This window comes from Mycobacterium sp. NGS41 (assembly GCF_059812725.1).
This window is the reverse complement of the sequence record NZ_JCALDF010000016.1, coordinates 26,665-49,351: the sequence shown is the minus strand read 5'-3', so window position 1 is coordinate 49,351 and position 22,687 is coordinate 26,665. Positions and strand designations below refer to the sequence as shown.

Below are 22,687 nucleotides of genomic sequence, written 5' to 3'. Positions count from 1 at the left end.
GCTAGCCTTTGACCGCGCCGGAGGTGAGGCCCTTGATCATCTGTCGTTGTAAGACGATGAAGATGAACAGGATCGGCAGCATGGCCAGCAACGTCACCGCCATCACCGGACCCCAATTCGTCACACCCTCGGCCTGCTGCAGGAAGGTGAGGCCCACCGGCAGCGGCGCCACCGATTCGTCGTCGGACATCAAGAATGGCCAGAGGTACTCGTTCCATTCGTTGACCACCGTGATGATGCCGAAAGCCACCATGGTGGGCCCGGATAGCGGTAACACCACCCGCAGCAGGAGCTGCCACCAACGCGCGCCGTCCATCTCGGCCGCTTCGATGACCTCGGGCGGCAGCGAGAGAAAGTGGTTGCGCATCAGGAAGGTTCCGAACGCCACCCCGGCCAGCGGCAGGATGATGCCTGGAAATGTGTTGCGCAGACCGGCTTGGGAGATCAACGCGTAGTTAGAGATAACGGTGATCTGGTTGGGGACCATCAGCGCGGCGATGATCAACAGGAACACCGCGTTCTTGCCCGGGAACCGCCCGAACACCAGGCCGAATGCGCTGAGCACACCGAGCACGAACTTCGCCACGGCCAGCGTCGACGTGATGATCACCGAGTTGCGCAGGAACGTCCAGAACGGGATCTGCCCGGTGGCCGTGCGGTAGTTCTGCGGGTGCCAGCGCGGCGGCCACCAGGTGGTCGGCTGCGAATAGATGTCGGGCTGGTTCTTGAACGACGTGAAGAAGACGAAGACCAGCGGCCCGGCGATCAGCGCGACAACAAGCAGCATCGCTGCATAGCCGAGTGCCCGGCGGGTAATGCTCAAATGACCCGACCTCACTGCCGTCATTGCCGTTGCCCTCGATCCATCACCCGCACCTGGTAGTACGTGATGGCCAGCAAGACAAGGAACATGATCGTGGCGATGGTGGCGCCATAGCCGGCCCGGAAGTTGCGGAACGTCTCCAGATACACCTGGAACACCATGGTCGTGGTGCCGGTGCCCAGCGGCCCGCCCCGGGTCATCACGTTGATCACGTCGAACACCTGCAACGAGTTGATCAACACGGTGATCGACAGGAAGAACGTCGTCGGACGCAGCTGCGGCAACAGCACTCGGTAAAAGGTGGCCCACCGGCTGGCGCCGTCGATCTCAGCCGCCTCCAACAGGTCTCGGCGCACTCCTTGCAACGCCGCGAGATAGATGACGAACGTGTAGCCCAGGTTCTTCCAGACGTAGGTGACCGTCACCATGAACAACGCCCAGTGCGGGTCCTGATAGAAGTCGGGCACGCCGACTCCGACGCGGTGCAACAGGTCTTGGATCAGACCGAAATGCGGGTCGAAGACGAACTGGGACGCCAGTCCGACCGCGGCGCCGGAGATCACAAAAGGCGCGAACACGGTCGAGCGCACCAGGTTTCGTCCCCGCAAGGGTTGATCGAGCAGCATGGCCAGGACCAGCCCCAACACCATCGACCCGATCACCGCCGCTGTGGTGAATACCGCGGTGTTGAATACGATCTGGCGGGTGTCCGAGCGGGTGAACCACTCCGCGTAGTTGGAGAATCCGACGAACTGCGCGCTGCGATCGGAGATGTTCCAGTCGAAAAACGACAGCCGGATGTTGTCGGCCAACGGACGGTAGATGAAGACCAGCAGCAACGCCACATTGGGGCCCACCAAGACGGCGAACAGCGCGTAATCGCGCGCGCGATCTCTCGATGACTGCCGCCGTGTCCGCCGCGTCGCCGTCACCGGCGCAGTGTAACCCCGAATTTCTCAAAGATCGGGAGTGCACGATCTATGCGTCGAGATCGACGTTATCGTGCAGTCCACTCGCAAAAATTCGCGCTAGCGTCGATCTCGCGACGGTTACGCCGCGCCAGGCACGGCCCAGCGTCCGGATATTGCGCGAACGCCAACGAAGATCAGCCGCAACACGACAAAGATGCTCAGTCCCGCCCAGATGCCCGCCAGTCCCCAGCCGTAGAGCAGCGACAACCAGATCGGCGGCAGAAAGCCGACGAGCGCGCTGACGACGGTCGCGGTGCGCAGGTACGCCGCATCACCCGCGCCCAGCAGCACCCCGTCGAGAGCGAAAACAATTCCCGCGAGCGGTAATTGGGCGACCAGGAACCACCACGGCACGCCGATCACGGCGAGCACCGACGGGTCGCCGGTGAACAATTTCGGCAACACGCGGGCGCCCATCCCGAATACCGCGGCCAGCATTCCCGCCGCCACGAACGACGACACCGTCACCCGCCGCGCCACCGACTTGGCACCCGCGACATCGCCGGCGCCCAGCGCGGCACCGACCAGCGCCTGCGCCGCGATAGCCAGTGAGTCGAGAACCAGCGCAAGGAAATTCCACAGCTGCAGCACCACTTGATGCGCAGCGACCGCCGCAGCGCCGAACCTCGCCGCGACCGCCGCGGCCGATACGTAGCAGACCTGAAAGGACAAGGTCCGCAGCACCAGGTCGCGGCCCATCACCAGTTGAGCGCGTAGCACTGCGCCGTCGGGCCGCAGCGGTGCCCGCTCGACGAGCAACGCACCCAGGAACAGCAATGCGGCCACCCACTGGCCGATCAAATTGGCTACCGCAGAACCGGGTAGCCCCCAGCGGGGTAACCCCAACCAGCCGTAGACGAGTAGCGGGCACAGCAGGCCCGACAGCCCGAAACCGGCGAGCACGTAGCGGAGTGGACGCATGGTGTCCTGCACTCCTCGCATCCACCCGTTCCCGGCGAGCGAGACGAGAATCGCGGGCGTGCCCAGGATCGCGATCCGCAGCCACGGCAAAGCCGCGGCCGCGATCGCCGAACCCCCTGAGCCACCCGGCCCGGAGCCGGCGATCACAGCCACCAACGGAACCGCGGTCGCCTCCACCGCGACGACGATCAACCCACCCAGTCCGAGCGCCAGCCAGGTCGCCTGCACGCCTTCGGTGACCGCCGCCGCGCGGTCCGCGGCTCCGAAGTAGCGCGCCGAGCGCGCCGTCGTGCCGTAGGACAGGAAGTTCAACTGGGAACCCAGCATGCCGAGCACCAGGCTGCCGATGGCCAGGCCCGCCAGCGCCAGCGCGCCAAGACGTCCGACCACGGCCGTGTCGAACAGCAGGTACAACGGCTCGGCCGCCAGCACACCCAGCGCGGGCAGCGCCAGCTTCACGACTTCCCGGCCGCCGGCGGCCGGTCGCTCGGGGTCAGCCAAGAGCGGCGCGCAGCGACGCCACGACATCATCGATCGAGCCGATGGTCGAATAGCCGGCGGCCAGCCGGTGGCCGCCACCGCCGAACGCGGATGCGACCGCCGCCAGATCCACGTCCTTCTTGGCGCGCATCGACACCGACCACTGTTGCGGGTCAACCTCTTTGAACACCGCCGCCACTTCGGCTTGTTGCGTGGTGCGCACGATATCGACGATGCTCTCGACTTCCTCGGGACGCGCGCGGACCCACTCCTGGTTGTCGACGACCGCATAGACCAGTCCACGGCCATCGGCCGCGTCGGCCACCAACTGCGCCGAGCCCAGCACCCGCGACAGCATCGGCAACCACCCGAAAGGATGGCTGTCCATCACCGTGCGGCTGATCGCGGCGTTGTCCACGCCGAGGTCGACCAGCCGCGCGCCCAGCCGAAGCGCGCGGGCACTGGCCCAGCGGAACGAGCCGGTATCTGTCGTCAAACCGGCGTAGATGCAATGCGCGACGTCCGGTTCGATCGGCTTCTCCCACGCGTCGAGCAGCTCGGCGATCATCATCGTGGTCGAATCAGCCGACAGGTCAACGAAGTTCGCGGTGCCGAACAAATCGTTGGAGGCGTGGTGGTCGATGACCAGCAGCTGCTGGCCGCCACCGGCCAGATCACTCAGTGCGCCGAGCCGTTTGAGGCTCGGCACGTCAACGGTCACAACCAAATCCACGTCGCGGCGCAGCACATCGGGGCTGACCAGCAACTCGCAGCCGGGCAGCGACCGCAGCGATTCCGGCAGGGTCGCCGGCGCGCCGAAGCTGACCTCGACGTCCTTGCCGCACTTGTCCAGCACCAAGGCCAATGCCAGTCCGGCGCCGATGGTGTCGGCGTCGGGGTGGACGTGGCAGATCACCGCGATGGTCTGCGCCGCGGCCAGCAGCTCGACGGCGCCAAGGGCGTCGACACGTCCCCCCGCGACCGGGGCGACCGGCAGCTCAGTCTTCGGATCGATCGCCGTCACCGGTGTCCTCGGGGTGAGCTGACGGTTCTTCTGATTCTCGTGATCCCTCCGGGCCCGCAGCCCGGTATGGGTCGGCCTCCCCCGCCGGCTTCGCCCCCACCCGAACCCGCGCGAGATCGGCGTCGGCGGCACGGGCGCGTGCCAGCAGCTCCTCCATCCGGCGCGCGCTGTCCGACGTCGTGTCCCGGGTGAAGGTCAGGGTGGGAGTGAATCGCACACCGGTGCCCGCGCCGACCTTGGTGCGCAGCGCGCCCTTGGCCCGCTCCAGCGCGGCCGCCGGAACGGCGTAATCCGGCTCTTCGTCCAGCGACGACCCCATCACCGTGTAGTACACCGTCGCGTCGTGCAGGTCAGCGGTCACCTTCGCATCGACGATGGTCACCCCGGCCAGCCCGGGATCCTTGATCTCGAACTCGATCGCGTTCGCGACGATCGTGTTGATCCGCTTGGCCAGCCGGCGCGCGCGGGCCGGGTCGGCCATTACGCGCGTTCCTTCTGGACCAGCTCGTAGGACTCGATGACGTCGCCTTCCTTGATGTCGGAGTAGCCCAGCGTCATACCGCATTCGAAGCCGTCGCGAACCTCGGTCACGTCGTCCTTCTCCCGTCGCAGCGACACGATCGAAAGGTTCTCGACGACCACGATGTTGTCCCGCAACAGCCGGGCCTTGGCGTTGCGGCGCACTACACCGGAGGTGACCAGGCAGCCGGCGATCAGGCCGACCTTCGAAGAACGGAACAGCGCGCGGATCTCGGCACGACCCAGCTGGTTCTCCTCGTAGACCGGCTTGAGCATGCCGCGCAGGGCCTTCTCGATCTCGTCGATCGCCTGGTAGATGACCGAGTAGTAGCGGATGTCCACGCCTTCGCGGTTGGCCAGCTCCGTTGCTTTGCCTTCGGCGCGCACGTTGAAGCCGATGATCACCGCGTCCGAGGCCGACGCCAGGTTGACGTTGGTTTCGGTGATGCCACCGACGCCGCGGTCGATGACGCGCAGCACCACCTCGTCGTCGACCTGGATACCCATCAGGGCTTCTTCCAGGGCTTCGACCGTACCGGCGTTGTCGCCCTTGAGGATCAGGTTCAGCTGGCTGGTCTCCCGCAACGCCGAGTCCAGGTCCTCCAGGCTGATCCGCTTGCGGGAACGCGCGGCAAGCGCGTTGCGCTTGCGGGCGCTGCGCCGGTCCGCGATCTGGCGGGCGATGCGGTCCTCGTCGACGACCAGGAAGTTGTCACCCGCACCGGGCACCGACGTGAAGCCGATAACCTGCACCGGACGCGACGGGAGTGCGGCTTCGACGTCGTCGCCGAACTCGTCGACCATGCGGCGGACGCGGCCGTAGGCGTCGCCGGCGACCACCGAGTCGCCGACGCGCAGCGTGCCGCGCTGAATCAGCACGGTGGCCACTGGGCCGCGGCCGCGGTCCAGGTGCGCCTCGATGGCCACACCCTGGGCCTCCATGTCGGGGTTGGCCCGCAGGTCCAGCGCCGCGTCGGCGGTCAGCACGACCGCTTCGAGCAGCGCCTCGATGTTGGTGCCCTGCTTGGCGGAGATATCGACGAACATGGTGTCGCCACCGAAATCCTCTGCCACCAAACCGTATTCGGTAAGCTGCGCGCGGATTTTGGCCGGGTCGGCGCCCTCCTTGTCGATCTTGTTCACCGCCACCACGATGGGCACGTCCGCGGCCTGGGCGTGGTTGATCGCCTCAACCGTCTGCGGCATGACGCCGTCGTCGGCCGCGACCACCAGGATCGCGATGTCGGTGGCCTTGGCGCCGCGGGCACGCATGGCGGTGAACGCCTCGTGACCCGGGGTGTCGATGAAGGTGATCAGCCGCTCGTCGCCGTCGAGGTCGACCCCGACCTGATAGGCACCGATGTGCTGGGTGATACCGCCGGCCTCTTCCTCGCGGACGTTGGCCTTTCTGATGGTGTCCAGCAGTCGGGTTTTCCCGTGGTCGACGTGACCCATGACCGTCACCACCGGCGGACGGACCTGTAAATCGCCTTCGTCCCCGGAGTCTTCTCCATAGGAGAGGTCAAAGGATTCCAGCAACTCGCGGTCTTCGTCCTCGGGGCTGACGACCTGGACGACGTAGTTCATCTCGCTGCCCAGCAGCTCGAGCGTCTCGTCGCCCACCGACTGGGTGGCGGTCACCATCTCGCCGAGGTTGAACAGCGCCTGCACCAGCGCAGCCGGGTTGGCGTCGATCTTTTCGGCGAAGTCGGACAGCGATGCTCCCCGCGCCAACCGGATCGTCTCGCCGTTGCCGTGCGGCAATCGCACACCGCCGACTACCGGTGCCTGCATGTTTTCGTACTCGGCGCGTTTTGCCCGCTTGGACTTGCGGCCACGACGGGGCGCACCGCCGGGACGCCCGAACGCGCCCGCGGCGCCACCACGCTGGCCGGGACGGCCACCGCCGCCACCTGGACCGCCGCCCCCGGGACGGCCCCGATAACCTCCGGGAGCGCCGCCGGGCGCGGCGCCTACTCCGCCGCCGCCTCGGTAGTTACCTCCACCACCGTCGGTGCGGCCACCACCGGGCCCACCGGGCCGCCCCCCGCCGGGCCGCGGCGCGCCGGAACGGGCCGGACGGACCGGTCCACCGGCACCACCGGGACGCGGCGGCATGCTGCCGGGTGAAGCGCCCGGTCGTGGGGCGCCCGGCCGGGGCGCACCGGGGCGGGGCGCCGGCGGACGCGGGATTGGCCGGTCGACGGGTTGCGCCGACGAAAACGGATTGTTGCCGACCCGGGGGGGACGAACCCCCGGCTTCGGCGCCGGGCCGGGACGGGCGCCGGGCGTCGTGCCGGCGTGGGGCGCCGGATGGGCGGGCGGCTGCCCGGGGCTCTGCGCTCCCGGCCGGGGGCCGGGTGCCGGCGCCTCGTCGGCCGGCGTCGGGGGCGCGGTTGCCACGCCGCCCGAGTCGGTCTTCGCGGCCTCGCCGTTGCCGACGGCCTTGTCGATTGCCTTGTCCAGGGCGCTGTCGAGCGACTTGTCGACGGGCTTGCCCTTGGCTGCGTCCGGGGCCTTGTCTGCAGCCTTCTCCGGGGCGGGCTTGCTGCCACCGAACGACTCGCGCAGCCGGCGAGCGACGGGAGCCTCCACCGTCGACGATGCGGACTTGACGAATTCGCCCTGTTCGTTCAGCCGGGCGAGAACTTCCTTGCTGGTTACACCGAGTTCCTTGGCCAACTCGTGTACGCGGGCCTTACCTGCCACTACATCTCCTGTCTATGAGGCGACAGTCGTGGGCCGCGCCTCGGGGGCTAGCTAGGGGTGGGAGTCATCGGGACTTCACGGTGTGCTCATGTTCTTTGCTACCTGTTCTGTTGCCGGGGCAGATCGGGCACTGAAAAGCTCAATGTGCTCGACCACCGCGGATGTGTCCGGTGAACCGGCGATGCGCAACGCTTTGCTGAAAGCCCGCCGCCTTACCGCTTGTTGCACGCACTGCGGTAGGGGATGCAGCCACGCACCCCGCCCCGGCAGGCTTCTTGCTGCGTCAACGATCAGGACGTATTCGCCGTTCCCCGTCGACGCGGCAACCACTCGAAGCAGTTCGACAGCCAACTCTCGCTTTCGGCACCCAACACACGTCCGCACGGGTCCATCTGTGTGTCTGTGCGCCAGGGCCGAAGGCTCGCGCTGGATCACGGCTCAGTCTAGCGTCACCGGAGCAGTGGTCAGAATCCGGTGGAGGGCGACGTCTCGGCTCGTCGTCAGGGACTAGCGCTCGTGCGCCATCCCGTGGCTGGCGCCGTGTTCGGGCTGGCTCTCCGGATGCGCCGGCGAGTCACCCCGGATGTCGATGCGCCAGCCGGTGAGCCGGGCCGCCAGCCGCGCATTCTGCCCTTCCTTGCCGATCGCCAGCGACAGCTGGAAATCGGGAACCACCACGCGGGCGGCCCGGGCGGTCTGGTCGATGACCGACACCGAGACCACCTTGGCGGGTGACAACGCGTTGGCGACGAAACGGGCCGGGTCGTCGTCGTAGTCGATGATGTCGATCTTCTCGCCGGACAGCTCGCTCATCACGTTGCGAACCCGCTGCCCCATCGGACCGATGCAGGCACCCTTGGCGTTCAGGCCCGGGACACGCGACGCGACCGCGATCTTGGACCGGTGACCGGCCTCTCGGGCCACCGCCACGATCTCCACCGATCCGTCGGCGATCTCGGGCACTTCCAGCGAGAACAGCTTGCGCACCAGGTTGGGGTGGGTACGCGACAACGTGATCAGCGGCTCACGGGAGCCGCGAGTCACACCGACCACGTAGCAGCGCACGCGGTTGCCGTGTTCGTAGCTCTCACCGGGAACCTGCTCGGCGGACGGGATCACACCCTCGGAGGCCTTGCTCTCGGTGCCGAGCCGGACAACGACCAGGCCGCGGGCGTTGGCCCGGCTGTCGCGCTGGATGACTCCTGCGACGATCTCGCCCTCACGGGTGGAGAACTCGCCGTAAGTGCGCTCATTTTCGGCATCGCGGAATCGCTGCAGCATCACCTGACGGGCGGTAGTGGCGGCGATACGGCCAAAGCCCTCAGGAGTGTCGTCCCATTCGCTGATGAGGTTGTCGTCGGCGTCCACCTCCCGCGCGATCACGCGGACGACGCCGGTCTTGCGGTCGATCTCGATGCGTGCGTCGGTCTGGTGACCCTGGGTGTGGCGGTATGCGGTCAGTAGCGCGGATTTGATCGTTTCCAGTAGCTCATTGACCGAGATGCCACGGTCCACCTCGATCGCATGCAATGCGGCCATGTCGATGTTCATCCGCCGCCCTCCTCAGCACCACCACTGCCACTGCGCAATTTCCCCTCGAAGAGGAGTTCCATCTCGCGTGGATCCGGCCGGCCAAACTCCACCTGGACCACCGCGCTCGCAATTTCGTCGAGGGGAATCTGCCGCACGGCGGGTTTGGCGCCGCGATCGCCGCAGACCACCACCCGTACCTGATCGTCGACGACGTCGCCGAGTCGAACGGTGACTTCGGAGCCGTCGGTCAATGTCACGTCGGCCTTGCGTCCGCGGGCCCGGCGGAAGTGCCTTTCCGAGGTGAGCGGCCGATCGACGCCGGGCGAACTGACTTCGAGGATGTAGTGTCCTTTGACCTCGGCGCCCGCATCGAGCAGGCCGGACGCCGACCGGGACAACGACGCGATGGTGTCCAAATCCAGCGGAACGTCACCGTCGGCGACGACGGTGATGCGCGGCGGCCGCGCGGTTGCTTGAACGACCACGTCTTCGATCTCGAAGCCGGCGCGCGCGAACTCGTCATCGAGCAGCTCTATCACCTGCTTCTGTGACGGCAACACCGTCGCCACGGCGAGCTCCTCATCTTGAGTTGTCTGCATCTATCGAGGTCCAATCGCCAACGATACGCCAGAAGCAAGCTCGAACGAGGACATCTTCAGGTCGTCCTTGAGGTCGTCGTCGTGTGGTCGATGAGTCCCGCTTCGCCGCTGCCTGATCGCGCCTAGTCGTCCCTTCTGAGTCCCCAATGGCAGGATGTTGGGGTGCCCAGCACAGGACCCGTCATCAACAGGCGGGGTGTGCTCGCCGGTGGCGCCGCTCTCGCTGTGCTTGGGGTGGCCGCATCCGCCTGCGGTGAGCCCCCGCCCAAGCCCCCCGCCGTCGAAGAGCTGCTGGGGCCCTTAGACCAGGCCAGACGCGACACCTCGCTCGCCTCCGCCGCTGCGGACGCCGTCGGCAGCCCGCCGCAGATCGCCGCGGCGCTGACCGTGGTCGCCACCCAGCGGGCCGCGCACGCCCGTGCACTGTCCACGGAGATCGCCCGCGCCGCCGGCAAGCTCTCCGCCTCATCGAGCGAAACGACCAGCCCCAGTCCCACCGGCCAGGCTGCAACTTCACAGGCTCCGCCTCCGCCGCCACCCGTCTCCGACGTGATCGATGCGCTGCGCGCGTCAGCCGAAAGCGCCAGCCGGCTGGTGTCCACCTCGTCGGGCTACCGGGCCGGGCTGCTGGCCTCCATCGCCGCTTCCTGCACCGCTTCCTACACGGTTGCGCTGGTGCCGGGAGGTCCCTCGATATGACCTCGGCCGAACCCACTCCGGGCGGCACGCCGAAGCGGTCTCCCACCGGCCCAGCCGGTGGCAAAGACGCCGAGGTCACGGCGCTGACGGACGCCCTCGCCATCGAACACTCGACCATCTACGGCTACGGCATCGTGTCCGCGCTGTCGCCGCCGGGCGTCAACGACCTGGTGGTGGAAGCGCTGCTGCAACACCGGCAACGTCGCGACGACGTCATCGCCATGCTGGACGCCCGCAAAGTCACTCCCCCGGTCGCCGCGGCCGGCTACCAGTTGCCGTTGCTGGTGGCCAGCGCGGCCGACGCGGCGCGCCTGGCCGTGCGGATGGAGAACGACGGCGCGACGGCCTGGCGCGCGGTCATCGAGCACGCCGACACCGCGAGTGACCGTGCCTTTGCGTCCACTGCCCTGACCCAGAGCGCGGTCATGGCCGCCCGATGGAACCGGGTGCTGGGAGCCTGGCCCATCACCGCAGGATTCCCGGGCGGCAACGAATAACCGGGAATAGCCGGGCTAACCGCTGACGGCGGCGGCGATATCGGCGGCCAGCGAGGCGCCGGTGGGCAATTCGCGGGTCTGACCGGTGAAGCGGTCCCGCAGCTCGACCACGCCGTCGGCCCAGCCGCGCCCCACCACGACGATCCAGGGCATGCCCAGCAGCTCGGCGTCCTTGAACTTGACGCCCGGCGAGGCCTGACGGTCATCGAGCAGCACTTCGACGCCGAGCCGATCCAGTTGGTCGGCCAGTTCGGCGGCGCCGGCGCGGGCCTCGGCGTCCTTGTTGGCGATCACCAGGTGCACACCGAACGGCGCGATCGACGACGGCCAGCGCAGGCCCAGTTCGTCATGGTGCTGTTCGGCGACGACGGCAACCAGTCGCGACACCCCCAGGCCGTAGGAGCCCATGGTCGGGCGTACCGGCTTGCCGTCCTCGCCGAGTACGTCGACGGCGAAGGCATCGGTGTATTTGCGGCCGAGCTGGAAGATGTGCGCGATCTCGATGCCACGCGCCGACACCAATGGGCCGGCACCGTCCGGGGAGGGATCGCCTTCGCGGACCTCGGCGGCCTCGATGGTGCCGTCGGCGGTGAAGTCGCGGCCGGCCACCAAGCCGACGACGTGGCGGCCGGGTTGGTCGGCTCCGGTGATCCAGCTGCTGCCGTCGACCACGCGCGGATCCACCAGATAACGAACACCATTGTCCCGCAGCGCTTTCGGGCCGATATATCCCTTGACCAGGAACGGGTGCCTGGCGAAGTCTTCGTCGCCGAGGAAGGCGAAGTCGGCAGGATGCAGCGACGCAGCCAGCCTCTTGTCGTCGACCTCGCGGTCACCCGGCACGCCGATGGCCAGCAATTCCCAGTCACCGCCGGGCCGGCGGACCTTGAGCAGGACGTTCTTCAGGGTGTCCGCGGCGGTGACGTCGCGGCCCAGGCCGGCCTCGTTTGCCCAGGCCACCAGGGTCGCGATGGTCGGCGTGTCGCCGGTGTCGTGCACTACCGCCTCGGGCAAGCCATCGGTGGGCAGGGCCTCCGGGCGGGCGGTGATGACCGCTTCGACGTTGGCCGCGTAGCCGGACTCTATGCACCGCACGAAAGTGTCCTCACCGACCGGACTCTCGGCCAGGAACTCTTCGGAGGCACTGCCGCCCATCGCGCCGGACACGGCAGACACGATGACGTATCGCAGCTTCAGCCGATCGAAGACGCGCTGGTAGGCCTCGCGGTGCGCGCGATAGGCAGCCTTGAGCCCGGCGTCGTCGATATCGAAGGAGTACGAGTCCTTCATGACGAATTCCCTGGCGCGCAGGATGCCGGCCCGCGGACGCGCCTCGTCCCGGTATTTGTTCTGAATTTGGTACAAGGTCAGCGGAAAGTCCTTGTAGGAGCTGTACTCACCCTTGACGGTCAGGGTGAAGACCTCTTCATGCGTCGGGCCCAGCAGGTAGTCGTTGGTGCGACGGTCCTTGAGCCGAAACACGCCCTCGCCGTATTCCGTCCACCGGTTGGTGGTCTCGTATGGCGCCCGTGGCATTAAGGCGGGGAACAGGATCTCCTGTCCGCCAATGGCGTTCATCTCCTCGCGGACCACGCGTTCGATGTTGCGCAGCACCCGCAGCCCGAGCGGGAGCCAGCTGTACAGGCCGGGCGCGACCGGCCGGATGTAACCGGCTCGGATCAGCAGCTTGTGGCTGGGGACTTCGGCGTCGGCGGGATCGTCACGCAGGGTGCGCAGGAACAGTTTCGACATCCGGGTGACCACAGCGGGCAAGCCTAACGGTTGCGAGAAGACGTGCCGCGGGGGCGGCGAAGATGATGACGGCTACAGCTCGCCGGCGTCGATCGCGTCCTTGACTTCCTGTGCGTGGGCAACCTGGTCGGGTGTGTAGCCGATGAACAGCGCCGCGCCGCCGACGATGACGGCCACCCCGGCCACCCACAGCAGGCCATAGGTATAACCCTGGTCGAGGGCGTGCAGTTGGAGGTCGTTCATGAACTTCACCGGCACGGTGGTACCGCCCAGGTACAAGGTGCGCGAGGTGATCACGGCCTGGATGACGGCCAGCACCAGCGGGCCGCCCAGGCTCTGCAGCATCAGTGCGATCGCCGACACCGGGCCAATCTGGTCGAAGCCGACACCGGCGATCGCCGACAGCATCAGCGGGACGGTGGCCATGCCGATCCCGATGCCGCCGACGACGATCGGCAGCACCAGGTTGGGGAAGTAGGCGGCGCCCCGGTGCATGAACGCCCAGCCGTAAATCATCGCCCAGAACAGCAGGATTCCCCCGCCGATGGTCAGCACCCGCGGCGAAAACCGTGACACCAGCTGCGAGGACACACCAAGGCCGATTCCCATCGCGATAACGAACGGAATGAAGCCGACGCCCGCGTGCAGCGCGCTGTAGCCGAGGATGTCCTGCACGTAAAGCCCGATGCACACGGTGAGGCTGAACATGAGTCCGCCGGCGAGGAAGATCGCAGTGAATGTGACCAGCCGGTTGCGGTCCTTGAACAAATGGAATGGCACGACGGGGTTTTCGGCGGTGCGCTCGACGATCACGAAAGCTATGGCGGCAGCCAGGGCCACCACGCCCGAACCGATGGTGGTGAGCGAGACCCAGCCCTTTTCCGGACCCATCGAGAAGGCGAAGACGGCTGCGGTGCACGCCAGTGTGGCCAGCATGGCCCCGGCTGCGTCCAGCTTCATTCGCTCCCGGTTGGTTTCCCGCAGGGCGGTGCGGGCCAGGTAGATCATCAGCAGACCGATCGGCACGTTCACCAGGAAGGCCAGCCGCCAGGACCACTCGGTCAGCGCCCCGCCGACCACCAGACCCATCACCGAGCCGACCGCGGTCATCGCGGCGAACACCGCCGTCGCGAAATTACGCGCGGGCCCCTTGGGGAATGTGGTTGCTACCAGCGCCAGCCCAGTGGGCGATGCGATGGCCGAGCCCACGCCCTGTGACAACCGGGCGATGACCATCGTGACCTCGTCCCAGGCAACCGCGCACAGCACCGAGGAGATGGTGAACAGCGCGACGCCGACGATGAAGGTGCGCTTGCGCCCGATGGTGTCGCCGAGGCGGCCGCCGAGCAGCATCAGCCCGCCGAACGTCAGCACGTAGGCGGTGATCACCCAGCTGCGGCCCGCGTCGGACAGACTCAGCTCGTTCTGAATCTTAGGAAGCGCGACGATGGCGACGGTGCTGTCCATGGTCGCCAGCAGCTGCATTCCACCGATCGCGACGACTGCGGCAATAAAGCGACGGGAGGGCAGCCAAGCCGGGTAATACCTGCTCGTACGTTCTGGGGCGGTCTCCGCCGGGCGCGCGGTGCGCTCCTTGGCCGGACGATCGGGGCGCGCAGACGTCATATTATTGACCGCGCGCTCTGTGTCGTTGAGAGCCGTCATAACGGGTTACCTTACAGTAATCTTAAGAATTGTTTAAACGGCGAACGCCGCCACCGGCCCGATCACGATGATCGCGGGAGGTCGGATCCCCTCGGCCCGGACCTTCTCCGGCGTGTCGGCGAGAGTCGCCCGCAATGTGTGCTGAGCGGCCGTGGTTCCGTGTTGGACGATCAGTACCGGCGTATCCGCAGGTCGGCCGCCTTTCAGCAGCGCGTCGGCGAAAAGTTCGATGCGCTCGACCGCCATCAGCAAAACAATCGTGCCGGACATTGCCGCCAGTGCGTTCCAATTCACTAACGATTCGGGGTGGTCGGGTGCCAGATGGCCGCTGACCACCACAAATTCGTGATTTATGGCCCGGTGAGTGACCGGAACGCCCGCTAAAGCGGGCACAGCTATGGCGCTCGTCACACCTGGCACCACGGTGACCGGAATTCCGGCGTCGACGCATGCCAGTACTTCTTCATATCCACGCGCGAACACGAATGGATCGCCCCCTTTGAGGCGGACGACGAAGTTGCCGGCGCGGGCGCGCTCGATCATGACGGTGTTGATGGCGTCCTGTGCCATCGCCCGGCCGTACGGGATCTTGGCCGCGTCGATGACGTCGACGTGCGGCGGCAGCTCGGCAAGCAGCTCGGGCGGCGCCAGCCGGTCGGCGACCACGACGTCGGCCTGGGCCAGCAGGCGACGGCCGCGCACCGTGATGAGTTCTGGGTCGCCGGGGCCGCCCCCGACCAGCGCCACCCCGCCACGCACCACGTCGGAACTCTCTGCGCTTTCCGGGGTGATGACGCCCGTTTGCAATGCCTCGCGGATGGCCGAACGGATGGCCGCCGACCGGCGGTGCTCACCACCGGCCAGCACTCCGACCGACAGCCCGGCATAGCTGAACGAAGCCGGCGTCACCGCGGTCCCTTCGAGCGCGATGTCGGCGCGGACACAGAAGACCCGACGGCGATCGGCCTCGGCGACGACGGCCGCGTTCACCTCCGGGTCATCGGTTGCCGCGATCGCGTACCAGGCGTCGTCGAGATCGCCGTCGCGATATTCACGCACCGACAGGCTGATGCCTTCCATCGCCTCGACCGCGCGGGTCGCGCTGCGAGATATGACGTGTACGTCCGCGCCGCTGGCGATGAGCAGCGGTAACCGGCGCTGGGCGACCGTGCCGCCACCGACCACGACGACCTTCTTGCCGGCCAGTCGCAGGCCCACCAGGTAGGGGCTCTCAGTCACCGGGCAAGTTTAGTGGTGATCGCCAGCGCGGCCGTCAGGCCGGGCGCAGCGGGTCACCACCATCAGACGTAGTGGCGGTTGTTTCCACGCCGCGAATGTGACGGCACTGCGAATCTCGGCCGAACTTTTCGCAAAGGCTTCACGCTCGCGGACGCTTGGCGTGGGCGACGAAGCGCGCCACCGCTTGCGGCGCCGCAGCCGGATGGGTGTGCAGGTACGACGCGTGTACGCCGGCGTGCACCGCCCCTTCTCGCACGCGCTCCACGTCCTGCCCCCGGTACACCCACGCCGGCTGGTAGCTGTCGGTGAATGTGACCGCGGTCCGGTGGAATTCATGACCGACCACCCGCTCGCCGGGACAGTAGAGCGGCGAGGCGGTGACCGCGATGGCGTCGCGATAGCCCAGGCTCAGCTGCTGGGTAAACCTTCCCGACCCGGCCAGCACTCCGCACATCGGGTATCCGTCGAGCTCGGAGATCAGGTAGATCAGTCCGGCGCATTCGGCATGCAGCGGCGCGCCGGTCGCGGCCAGCTCCTTGATCTGTCGGCGGGCGACGTCGTTGGCGGACAGCTCCGCGGTGAACTGTTCGGGAAAACCGCCGGGCAGCAGCAGCGCGTCCGTGTTGTCGGGCGATGCGTCGACGAGCGGGTCGAACTCGACAACCTCGGCACCGGCTGCACGAAGCAGTTCGGCATGTTCGGCGTAGCCGAAGCTGAATGCCTTTCCGCTCGCCACCGCGACCACGGCTTTTCGGGCGGGCTGGTCACCGGCCTCGCCGACCGCGGCAACAGGGTCCCATGGCGGCCCGGCGACCCGGCTCGCCGCGGCCGCGAAAACTGCTGCCAGATCGACGTGTTGAGCCACCAGAGCACTCATGGCCTCGACCGCCTGTCGCGCGCGACGGCCGTATTCGACCGCGGTGACCAGCCCCAGATACCTTGTGGGCAGCTCTAATTCAGCAAAGCGGGGAATCGCCCCGAGGACCGGGACGCCGGCCTGCTCGCAAGCCTGTCGCAGCACCTGCTCGTGTCTGGGCGAACCGACCCGGTTGAGGATCACACCGGCGATCATGGTCGCGGTATCGAACGTGGAAAAGCCGTGCAGCAGAGCGGCAATGCTGTGACTCTGGCCCCGCGCGTCAACGACCAGGATCACCGGGGCGCCGAGCAGCCTGGCGACGTGTGCGGTGGACCCGGCTGCCGGGCCGGCGGCATCGGGCCCGATCCGCCCGTCGAACAGGCCCATCACGCCCTCGACCACGGCGAGGTCGAGGCCTGCGGTGCCGTGTAGGTACAGCGGCCCGATGAGCCGCTCTCCTACCAATACCGGGTCGAGGTTGCGGCCGGCGCGTCCCGCGGCCAGGCCGTGGTAGCCGGGGTCGATGAAATCCGGGCCGACCTTGAAGGGGGCGACGCTATGACCTGCCTGCCGCAGAGCTCCGATCAAACCCGTTGCGACCGTGGTCTTCCCGCTGCCCGACGCTGGGGCGGCGACGACGACAGCAGGGGTCGAGGTCACGGCGCGCCCAGGTGGCGCGAGCGTGCGCAAAATGCCACCCGACACGGCGTGTCGCCGTACAAACGCGCACGCTCGGCAGGGGGCGACGCGGCGCTCACCACTCGATGCCCTTCTGCCCCTTACGCCCCGCGTCCATCGGGTGCTTGACCTTGGTCATCTCGGTGACAAGATCCGCGGCCTCGACCAACCGCGGCGGGGCATACCGACCGGTGATCACCACATGCTGGTGGCCTGGGCGGGCCAGCAAGACATCTACCACCTCGTCGACGTCGACCCATCCCCACTTCAGCGGGTAGGTGAACTCGTCGAGCACATAGAAGTCGTGCTGCTGCGCGCCCAGCCGGCGAGCGATCTCGGCCCACCCGTCCGCTGCGGCCGCGGCCTGATCTTGTTCGCTGCCGGCCTGACCCGACTTACGCGTCCAGGACCAGCCGGCGCCCATTTTGTGCCATTCCACCGCTCCGCCGATACCATCCCGGTCGTGCAAGTCGCCGAGCTGACGAAAGGCCGCCTCCTCACCGACCTTCCACTTGGCGCTCTTGACGAACTGGAAGACGGCGACACTGAGGCCCACGTTCCAGGCCCGCAACGCCATTCCGAATGCCGCTGTCGACTTTCCCTTGCCCGCGCCGGTGTGCACCGCCAGGATCGGCGTGTTGCGCCGCGCCCGGGTAGTCAGGCCATCGTCGGGAACGTGGAGCGGACGACCTAATGGCATAAGCGTTTATCCTCGCAGGCTCAGGCAGCGCTGCGTACGGCCTGCATCAGATGATCGGCGTGCAGCTGCTCGAGGCGTATCGCGGGCGCACCGAGTTGACGGGCCAGCTGTCCGGCCAGCCCCAGCCGCACGTATGACGTCTCGCAATCCACGACCACCGCGGCCACACCTTCGGCGACCAGTCGTGCCGCCGCGGTTCGACTGCGGCCCAGCGGGTCTGGGCCCGCGGTGGCCCTGCCGTCGGTGAGCACCACCACCAGTGGACGCCGGGCGCGGTCGCGGACCCTCTCGCGGAGCACCAACTCGCGCGCCGCCAGCAGGCCCTCGGCGAGCGGGGTCCGGCCGCCGGTGTCGAACCGAGCCAATCGCCGCCCCGCGATGTGCGCCGACGACGTCGGCGGAAGCAACAGCCGCGCCTCGTGCTGACGGAACGTGATCACCGCGACCTTGTCGCGCCGCTGGTAGGCGTCACGCAGCAGCGACAGCGTCGCCCCGCTGACCGCGGCCATGCGGTCGCGCGCTGCCATCGAACCCGAAGCGTCGACGACGAATATCACCAGGTTGCCTTCGCGCCCTTCGCGGACTGCCCGGCGTACGTCGTCCGGCCCCGGCCGCAGCGGCCCCGCTCCGGCGGACTGCTCGGCGGCCGAGAGCAGGGTGGCGAACACGTGCAGTCCGCCCACGGCGTCGCCATCTACGGCCGCCACCACAGCACCGAACCGGTTGCGGGCGCGCGAGCGTCGTCCGGGCGCGCCCTCACCGATACCCGGGACGGTCAGCGCGCGGGTACGAAAGACTTTCGACGGCGGCGCGCTGGGCCTGGCCGGCTGCGGGGGTTTCGAGTGCGAATTCTGTTGTTGCGGAGCTGCTTCCATGTCGATGGACTGCCCGCCTCCCGGCGGTTCCGGGTCGGGCTCGGGCTCCGGGTCACCGCCGGCCTGCCGTAGCGCCTCATCCAGCTCGTCGCGGTCGATGCCATGATCGTCGAACGGGTCCCGGCGGCGGCGATGCGGCAATGCCAATTCGGCCGCCATCCGGATGTCCTGCTCCTCGACCGTGCGCGCGCCGCGCCAGGCGGCGTGCGCGACGGCGGTCCGGGCCACCACCAGATCGGCTCGCATGCCGTCGACGTCGAACGCCGCACACAGCCCCGCGATACGCCGTAACTCGTTGTCCGGCAACACAACGTCGTCGACCAGAGCCCGGGCCGCGGCTAACCGGTGAGCCAGTTCGGTGTCGTCGTCGGCATAGCGTTCGGCGAACGCGTCCGGGTCGGCCTCGTAGGCCATCCGCTGCTGGATGACCTGCACCCGCACGTCGACCTCGCGCGACGCGTGCACGTCGACGGTGAGACCGAATCGGTCCAGCAGTTGCGGACGTAGCTCGCCCTCCTCCGGGTTCATCGTGCCGATCAGCACGAACCGGGCCTCATGTGAATGCGAGATGCCGTCTCGTTCCACGTGCACCCGCCCCATCGCGGCGGCGTCGAGCAGTACGTCGACCAGATGATCGTGCAGCAGGTTGACCTCGTCGACGTAGAGGACCCCGCCATGTGCGCGGGCCAACAGACCGGGTGAAAACGCATGCTCGCCGTCACGCAGCACCCGCTGCAGATCCAGTGACCCGATCACCCGGTCCTCGGTGGCTCCCAGCGGCATCTCGACCAGGGCAGCACCCGCATCTGCCGCGTCGCTTCCAGTCGCTGCGGCCAGCAACGCGGCCAGACCGCGAACCGCCGTCGACTTGGCGGTGCCCTTCTCCCCGCGGATCAGCGCACCGCCGATTTCCGGGCGCACGGCGCACAGCAGCAGCGCGAGGCGCATCTGATCGTGACCCACGATGGCACTGAACGGATAGGGCTTCACGGCTTCTCCGCCAGACCGGAGCCGGGTCCGCCCGCCGACGATGCAGGCCGGCTATCGGCCTGAGGAGTAGGCGGGCGTGAGGGCTTAAGCATGGGCACGTGCGGAATGCCGTCGTCGACGAAATCCGCACCGTCTCGGACAAATCCGTGCTGGGCATACATGTCCGCCAGGTATGCCTGCGCGTCGATCCGGCACGGATAGTCGCCCACTTCGGCCAGGGCGGCGCGCAGCAGCCGGGTGGTGTGACCTTGTCCGCGTGCGCTGCGTTTGGTGCACAGCCGGCCGATCCGGAACGCTTTCTCTCCCCCGGCGTGTTCTTCCATCAGCCGCAGCGTACAGATCACCTCTCCCTCAGGCGTTTCCAGCCAGAAGTGTCGCGTTTCGGCGAGCAGATCACGTCCGTCCAATTCCGGGTACGGACAGGCCTGTTCGACGACGAACACCTCCACCCGCAACTTGAGCAGCTCGTAAAGGATCTGGGCGTCAAGGTCTTTGGCCCATACCCGGCGCAGCGCCTCGGTTGCGGTCACGACACGCTGTCCAACTGCAACGCCTTGGTGCCCCACGACCACACCTCGTCGAACAGCGCCGGTTCCTCCGAGAGCCGCGCCCCCAGCGACGGCACCATCTCCTTGAGCGTCGGCTGCCAGGAGGGATACCGGTTGGCAAAGCAGCGTTCCAGAACGTCGAGCATGATCGGCACCGCCGTCGAGGCACCGGGTGAGCCGCCCAGCAGCCCGGCGATGCTGCCGTCGGCCGCGCAGACCACCGTGGTGTTGAACTCCAGCACCCCACCCTTGCTCCCGCCCCGCCGGATCACCTGCACCCGCTGCCCGGCCACGGTCAGCTCCCAATCCGAATCCACTGTGCTGGGGGCAAATTCGCGCAGGACCCGGACCCGGTCGGGTTGGGTGAGCCGCAGTTGCCGGATCAGATAGTTGAGCAGCCTCGTCTGGGTCACGCCGACACCGAGCATGGGCACCACATTGCCCGGCCTGACCGATCGCGGCAGGTCGCTGAAGTGCCCGTGTTTCAAGAACTTCGGCGACCAACCGGCATACGGGCCGAACACCAGCCACGACCTGCCGTTGACGAACCGCAGGTCTAAGTGCAGCGCTCCGAGCGGCGGGGCACCCGGCGACGGAACGCCATACACCTTCGCCCGGTGCGCATCAGTGAGCAAGGGATTGTCGGTGCGCAGGAACCTACCGCCGATCGGGAAGCCGGCGAATCCTCTGATCTCCTTGATGCCGGACTTCTGCAACAGCGGCAGTGTGTCACCGCCGGCCCCCGCGAAGACGAATTTGGCGTTCAGCTTGCGCTTTTCGCCGGTGCGACGGTTGCTGACGGTCAAGGTCCAGCTGCCGTCGGACTGGCGTGACAGACTGCGCACCTCATGGCCGAACAGCGCGGTAGCGCCGTTGCGCACCGCGTACCCGACGAGCTGCCGGGACAGTGCACCGAAGTCGACGTCGGTGCCGTCCTGCGCCCAGTTGAGCGCAACTGGCTCGGAGAAGTCGCGTTTGGCCGCCATGAACGGCAGCCGGCGGGCGAACTCGTCGGGGTCGTCGATCAATTCGGTTCGGGCGAACAGCGGGTTATCGGCCAGCGCCTGCTGCCGCCGCCGCAGGTAGTCGACGCGGTGTGCGCCGTGCACGAAGCTGACGTGCGGGACGGAGTTGACGAAGCTGCGGTCGTCAAGGATGCCGTTCTCTGCGGCGTACGCCCAGAACTGGCGGGTGACCTGGAATTCCTCGTTGATGCGGACCGCTTTGGTGATGTCTATCGAGCCGTTGGGATTTTCTGGCGTGTAGTTGAGCTCGCACAGCGCGGAGTGGCCGGTGCCGGCGTTGTTCCAGGGACTGCTGCTTTCGGCGCCGACGGCGTCCAGCCGTTCGATCAGCGTGATCGACCAGTCCGGTTCCAGCCGTCGCAGCAACGCCGCCAGTGTGGCGCTCATGATGCCCGCGCCCACCAGCACGACGTCAGTTCTGGCTAGCTGTGCCACCCGCGATCGTTGGTCCTTCCTCGGCTGTGCCGCCACCAAGGTTATCCCGATGCGAGGCCAACCGGATTTGTGCACCACAGAAGCAAAAGCGCTGACCACGCTCTAAGCTGGCCCCGTGACCGTCGGGGCGACTGGCTGGGTGCCCGATGTCCTGCCCGGCTATTGGCAGTGCACGATCCCGCTCGGGCCCGATCCCGTCGGCGAGGGCGACATCGTCGCGACCCTGATACGACGCGGCGACCCGGCACGCGCCGATCATGCGGTGCTGGCGGTACACGGCTTCACCGACTACTTCTTTCACACCGAGGTGGCCGATCACTTCGCCAACCGCGGCTTCGCCTTCTACGGAATCGACCTACAGAAGTGCGGCCGCTCCCGGCAGGCCGGCCAGACGCCGCACTTCATTCGTGACTTGTCGCACTACGACACCGAACTCGAACACGCACTGACGACCATCCGCGACGACACCGGCTCGGGCCAGGTGCTGGCATACGGCCACTCCACCGGCGGGCTGGTGATCGCGCTCTGGCTGGACCGGCTGCGGCGACGCGGCGCGACGGCCCGCGCCGGCGTCGGCGGCCTGGTGCTCAACAGCCCGTGGCTTGATCTGCAGGGTCCGGCGATTCTGCGGCTGGGCATGACCTCGGCCGCGATCGCCACGCTGTCGCGGCTGCGCAACAAAGGGGTGATCCGCGGCCAGGGCGGCGCCGGTTATGGGTCCAGCCTGCACCGCGACTACCACGGGGAATTCGACTACAACCTGGAATGGAAACCGGTGGGCGGCTTCCCGGTCACGCTGGGCTGGCTGCACGCCATGCGCCGCGGCCAGGCACGGCTGCATCGCGGACTGGACGTGGGCGTGCCCAACCTGATCCTGCGTTCGGATCACACGGTGCGCGAAGACGCCGGGCCGACCGCGCTGCAATGCGGCGACGCCGTTCTCGATGTCAGGCAAATAGCCCGCTGGGCCGGCTGTATCGGCAACCGCAGCACCATCATTCCGGTGACGGACGCCAAACACGACGTGTTCTTGTCGCTGCCGCAGCCGCGCCAGCTGGCTTTCCGCCACCTCGACCGTTGGCTGGACGACTATCTCAAGACCACGGACCACACCGACACGTCGGCATCGTCAGGGAAAGGGTAAGC

General features: G+C 67.6%; 20 protein-coding genes. 3 read left to right on the top strand and 17 right to left on the bottom strand.

Going from position 1 to position 22,687, the window contains the following annotated elements; translation table 11 throughout:
* Position 1: 1 nt before the first annotated feature.
* The 9 genes from AC5Y21_RS15900 to rimP all read right to left on the bottom strand — a co-directional run bounded on the left by AC5Y21_RS15900 (position 2) and on the right by rimP (position 9,579).
* A complete protein-coding gene (locus AC5Y21_RS15900) occupies positions 2 to 847 on the bottom strand; it encodes a carbohydrate ABC transporter permease (protein WP_499913526.1) in 846 nt (281 codons plus the stop codon).
* Complete coding sequence (locus tag AC5Y21_RS15895; protein ID WP_499913524.1) at positions 844 to 1,755, bottom strand: carbohydrate ABC transporter permease; 912 nt, start codon at positions 1,753 to 1,755, stop codon at positions 844 to 846. The genes AC5Y21_RS15900 and AC5Y21_RS15895 overlap by 4 nt, the downstream gene beginning before the upstream one ends.
* A gap of 117 nt (positions 1,756 to 1,872) precedes the next feature.
* Positions 1,873 to 3,243 (bottom strand): MATE family efflux transporter, encoded by a 1,371-nt coding sequence (locus AC5Y21_RS15890; RefSeq protein ID WP_499913649.1) that lies wholly within the window; start codon positions 3,241 to 3,243, stop codon positions 1,873 to 1,875.
* Positions 3,209 to 4,219 carry a DHH family phosphoesterase gene (locus tag AC5Y21_RS15885; RefSeq protein ID WP_499913521.1) on the bottom strand — a complete coding sequence of 337 codons (1,011 nt, stop codon included), beginning with the start codon at positions 4,217 to 4,219 and terminating at the stop codon, positions 3,209 to 3,211. The genes AC5Y21_RS15890 and AC5Y21_RS15885 overlap by 35 nt, the downstream gene beginning before the upstream one ends.
* On the bottom strand, positions 4,194 to 4,700 hold the full coding sequence (gene rbfA / locus AC5Y21_RS15880) for a 30S ribosome-binding factor RbfA (RefSeq protein ID WP_499913519.1): 507 nt from the start codon (positions 4,698 to 4,700) through the stop codon (positions 4,194 to 4,196). Before rbfA ends, AC5Y21_RS15885 begins: the two co-directional genes overlap by 26 nt.
* Positions 4,700 to 7,447, bottom strand: a complete 2,748-nt coding sequence (gene infB / locus AC5Y21_RS15875; protein WP_499913517.1) for a translation initiation factor IF-2 — start codon at positions 7,445 to 7,447, stop codon at positions 4,700 to 4,702. The genes rbfA and infB overlap by 1 nt, the downstream gene beginning before the upstream one ends.
* A gap of 75 nt (positions 7,448 to 7,522) precedes the next feature.
* Entirely contained in the window at positions 7,523 to 7,777 is a 255-nt protein-coding gene (locus AC5Y21_RS15870) for a YlxR family protein (RefSeq protein WP_499913647.1), read from the bottom strand.
* 177 nt (positions 7,778 to 7,954) lie between these two features.
* Entirely contained in the window at positions 7,955 to 8,998 is a 1,044-nt protein-coding gene (gene nusA / locus AC5Y21_RS15865; RefSeq protein ID WP_499913515.1) for a transcription termination factor NusA, read from the bottom strand.
* Entirely contained in the window at positions 8,995 to 9,579 is a 585-nt protein-coding gene (gene rimP / locus AC5Y21_RS15860) for a ribosome maturation factor RimP (protein ID WP_499913513.1), read from the bottom strand. Before rimP ends, nusA begins: the two co-directional genes overlap by 4 nt.
* Positions 9,580 to 9,741: 162 nt before the next feature.
* Between rimP and AC5Y21_RS15855 the strand changes: the two genes are divergently transcribed.
* Together AC5Y21_RS15855 and AC5Y21_RS15850 are read left to right on the top strand one after the other, a co-directional pair.
* The gene (locus AC5Y21_RS15855; protein ID WP_499913511.1) at positions 9,742 to 10,278 is read left to right on the top strand and encodes a hypothetical protein; all 537 of its coding nucleotides are present in this window, start codon (positions 9,742 to 9,744) and stop codon (positions 10,276 to 10,278) included.
* The gene (locus AC5Y21_RS15850) at positions 10,275 to 10,775 is read left to right on the top strand and encodes a ferritin-like domain-containing protein (RefSeq protein ID WP_499913509.1); all 501 of its coding nucleotides are present in this window, start codon (positions 10,275 to 10,277) and stop codon (positions 10,773 to 10,775) included. Before AC5Y21_RS15855 ends, AC5Y21_RS15850 begins: the two co-directional genes overlap by 4 nt.
* 15 nt (positions 10,776 to 10,790) lie before the next feature.
* On the opposite strand, the gene AC5Y21_RS15845 is transcribed toward AC5Y21_RS15850, so the two are convergent.
* The 8 genes from AC5Y21_RS15845 to mqo all read right to left on the bottom strand — a co-directional run bounded on the left by AC5Y21_RS15845 (position 10,791) and on the right by mqo (position 21,541).
* The gene (locus AC5Y21_RS15845; RefSeq protein ID WP_499913507.1) at positions 10,791 to 12,539 is read right to left on the bottom strand and encodes a proline--tRNA ligase; all 1,749 of its coding nucleotides are present in this window, start codon (positions 12,537 to 12,539) and stop codon (positions 10,791 to 10,793) included.
* A gap of 60 nt (positions 12,540 to 12,599) precedes the next feature.
* Entirely contained in the window at positions 12,600 to 14,192 is a 1,593-nt protein-coding gene (locus tag AC5Y21_RS15840; RefSeq protein ID WP_499913505.1) for an MFS transporter, read from the bottom strand.
* Between the two features lie 33 nt (positions 14,193 to 14,225).
* Positions 14,226 to 15,431, bottom strand: coding sequence for a uroporphyrinogen-III C-methyltransferase (gene cobA, locus AC5Y21_RS15835; RefSeq protein ID WP_499913503.1), 1,206 nt, complete (start codon positions 15,429 to 15,431; stop codon positions 14,226 to 14,228).
* A gap of 139 nt (positions 15,432 to 15,570) precedes the next feature.
* Entirely contained in the window at positions 15,571 to 16,950 is a 1,380-nt protein-coding gene (locus AC5Y21_RS15830) for a cobyrinic acid a,c-diamide synthase CobB (protein WP_499913501.1), read from the bottom strand.
* Between the two features lie 94 nt (positions 16,951 to 17,044).
* A complete protein-coding gene (cobO, locus tag AC5Y21_RS15825) occupies positions 17,045 to 17,668 on the bottom strand; it encodes a cob(I)yrinic acid a,c-diamide adenosyltransferase (RefSeq protein WP_499913499.1) in 624 nt (207 codons plus the stop codon).
* 20 nt (positions 17,669 to 17,688) lie between these two features.
* Positions 17,689 to 19,533 (bottom strand): magnesium chelatase subunit D family protein, encoded by a 1,845-nt coding sequence (locus AC5Y21_RS15820; RefSeq protein WP_499913497.1) that lies wholly within the window; start codon positions 19,531 to 19,533, stop codon positions 17,689 to 17,691.
* On the bottom strand, positions 19,530 to 20,063 hold the full coding sequence (locus tag AC5Y21_RS15815; protein WP_499913495.1) for a GNAT family N-acetyltransferase: 534 nt from the start codon (positions 20,061 to 20,063) through the stop codon (positions 19,530 to 19,532). The genes AC5Y21_RS15820 and AC5Y21_RS15815 overlap by 4 nt, the downstream gene beginning before the upstream one ends.
* Positions 20,060 to 21,541 carry a malate dehydrogenase (quinone) gene (gene mqo, locus AC5Y21_RS15810; RefSeq protein ID WP_499913493.1) on the bottom strand — a complete coding sequence of 494 codons (1,482 nt, stop codon included), beginning with the start codon at positions 21,539 to 21,541 and terminating at the stop codon, positions 20,060 to 20,062. The genes AC5Y21_RS15815 and mqo overlap by 4 nt, the downstream gene beginning before the upstream one ends.
* A gap of 139 nt (positions 21,542 to 21,680) precedes the next feature.
* On the opposite strand from mqo, the gene AC5Y21_RS15805 reads away from it, so the two are divergent.
* Complete coding sequence (locus AC5Y21_RS15805; RefSeq protein ID WP_499913645.1) at positions 21,681 to 22,685, top strand: alpha/beta hydrolase; 1,005 nt, start codon at positions 21,681 to 21,683, stop codon at positions 22,683 to 22,685.
* The last annotated feature ends 2 nt before the right edge of the window (positions 22,686 to 22,687 follow it).

Bases quoted from the DNA above. Each gene is read 5' to 3' on its own strand.
- AC5Y21_RS15900 (WP_499913526.1), bottom strand. From the start codon at position 847: ATGACGGCAGTGAGGTCGGGTCATTTGAGCATTACCCGCCGGGCACTC.
- AC5Y21_RS15890 (WP_499913649.1), bottom strand. From the start codon at position 3,243: ATGTCGTGGCGTCGCTGCGCGCCGCTCTTGGCTGACCCCGAGCGACCG.
- rbfA (WP_499913519.1), bottom strand. From the start codon at position 4,700: ATGGCCGACCCGGCCCGCGCGCGCCGGCTGGCCAAGCGGATCAACACG.
- nusA (WP_499913515.1), bottom strand. From the start codon at position 8,998: ATGAACATCGACATGGCCGCATTGCATGCGATCGAGGTGGACCGTGGC.
- rimP (WP_499913513.1), bottom strand. From the start codon at position 9,579: ATGCAGACAACTCAAGATGAGGAGCTCGCCGTGGCGACGGTGTTGCCG.
- AC5Y21_RS15850 (WP_499913509.1), top strand. From the start codon at position 10,275: ATGACCTCGGCCGAACCCACTCCGGGCGGCACGCCGAAGCGGTCTCCC.
- AC5Y21_RS15840 (WP_499913505.1), bottom strand. From the start codon at position 14,192: ATGACGGCTCTCAACGACACAGAGCGCGCGGTCAATAATATGACGTCT.
- cobO (WP_499913499.1), bottom strand. From the start codon at position 17,668: ATGCCATTAGGTCGTCCGCTCCACGTTCCCGACGATGGCCTGACTACC.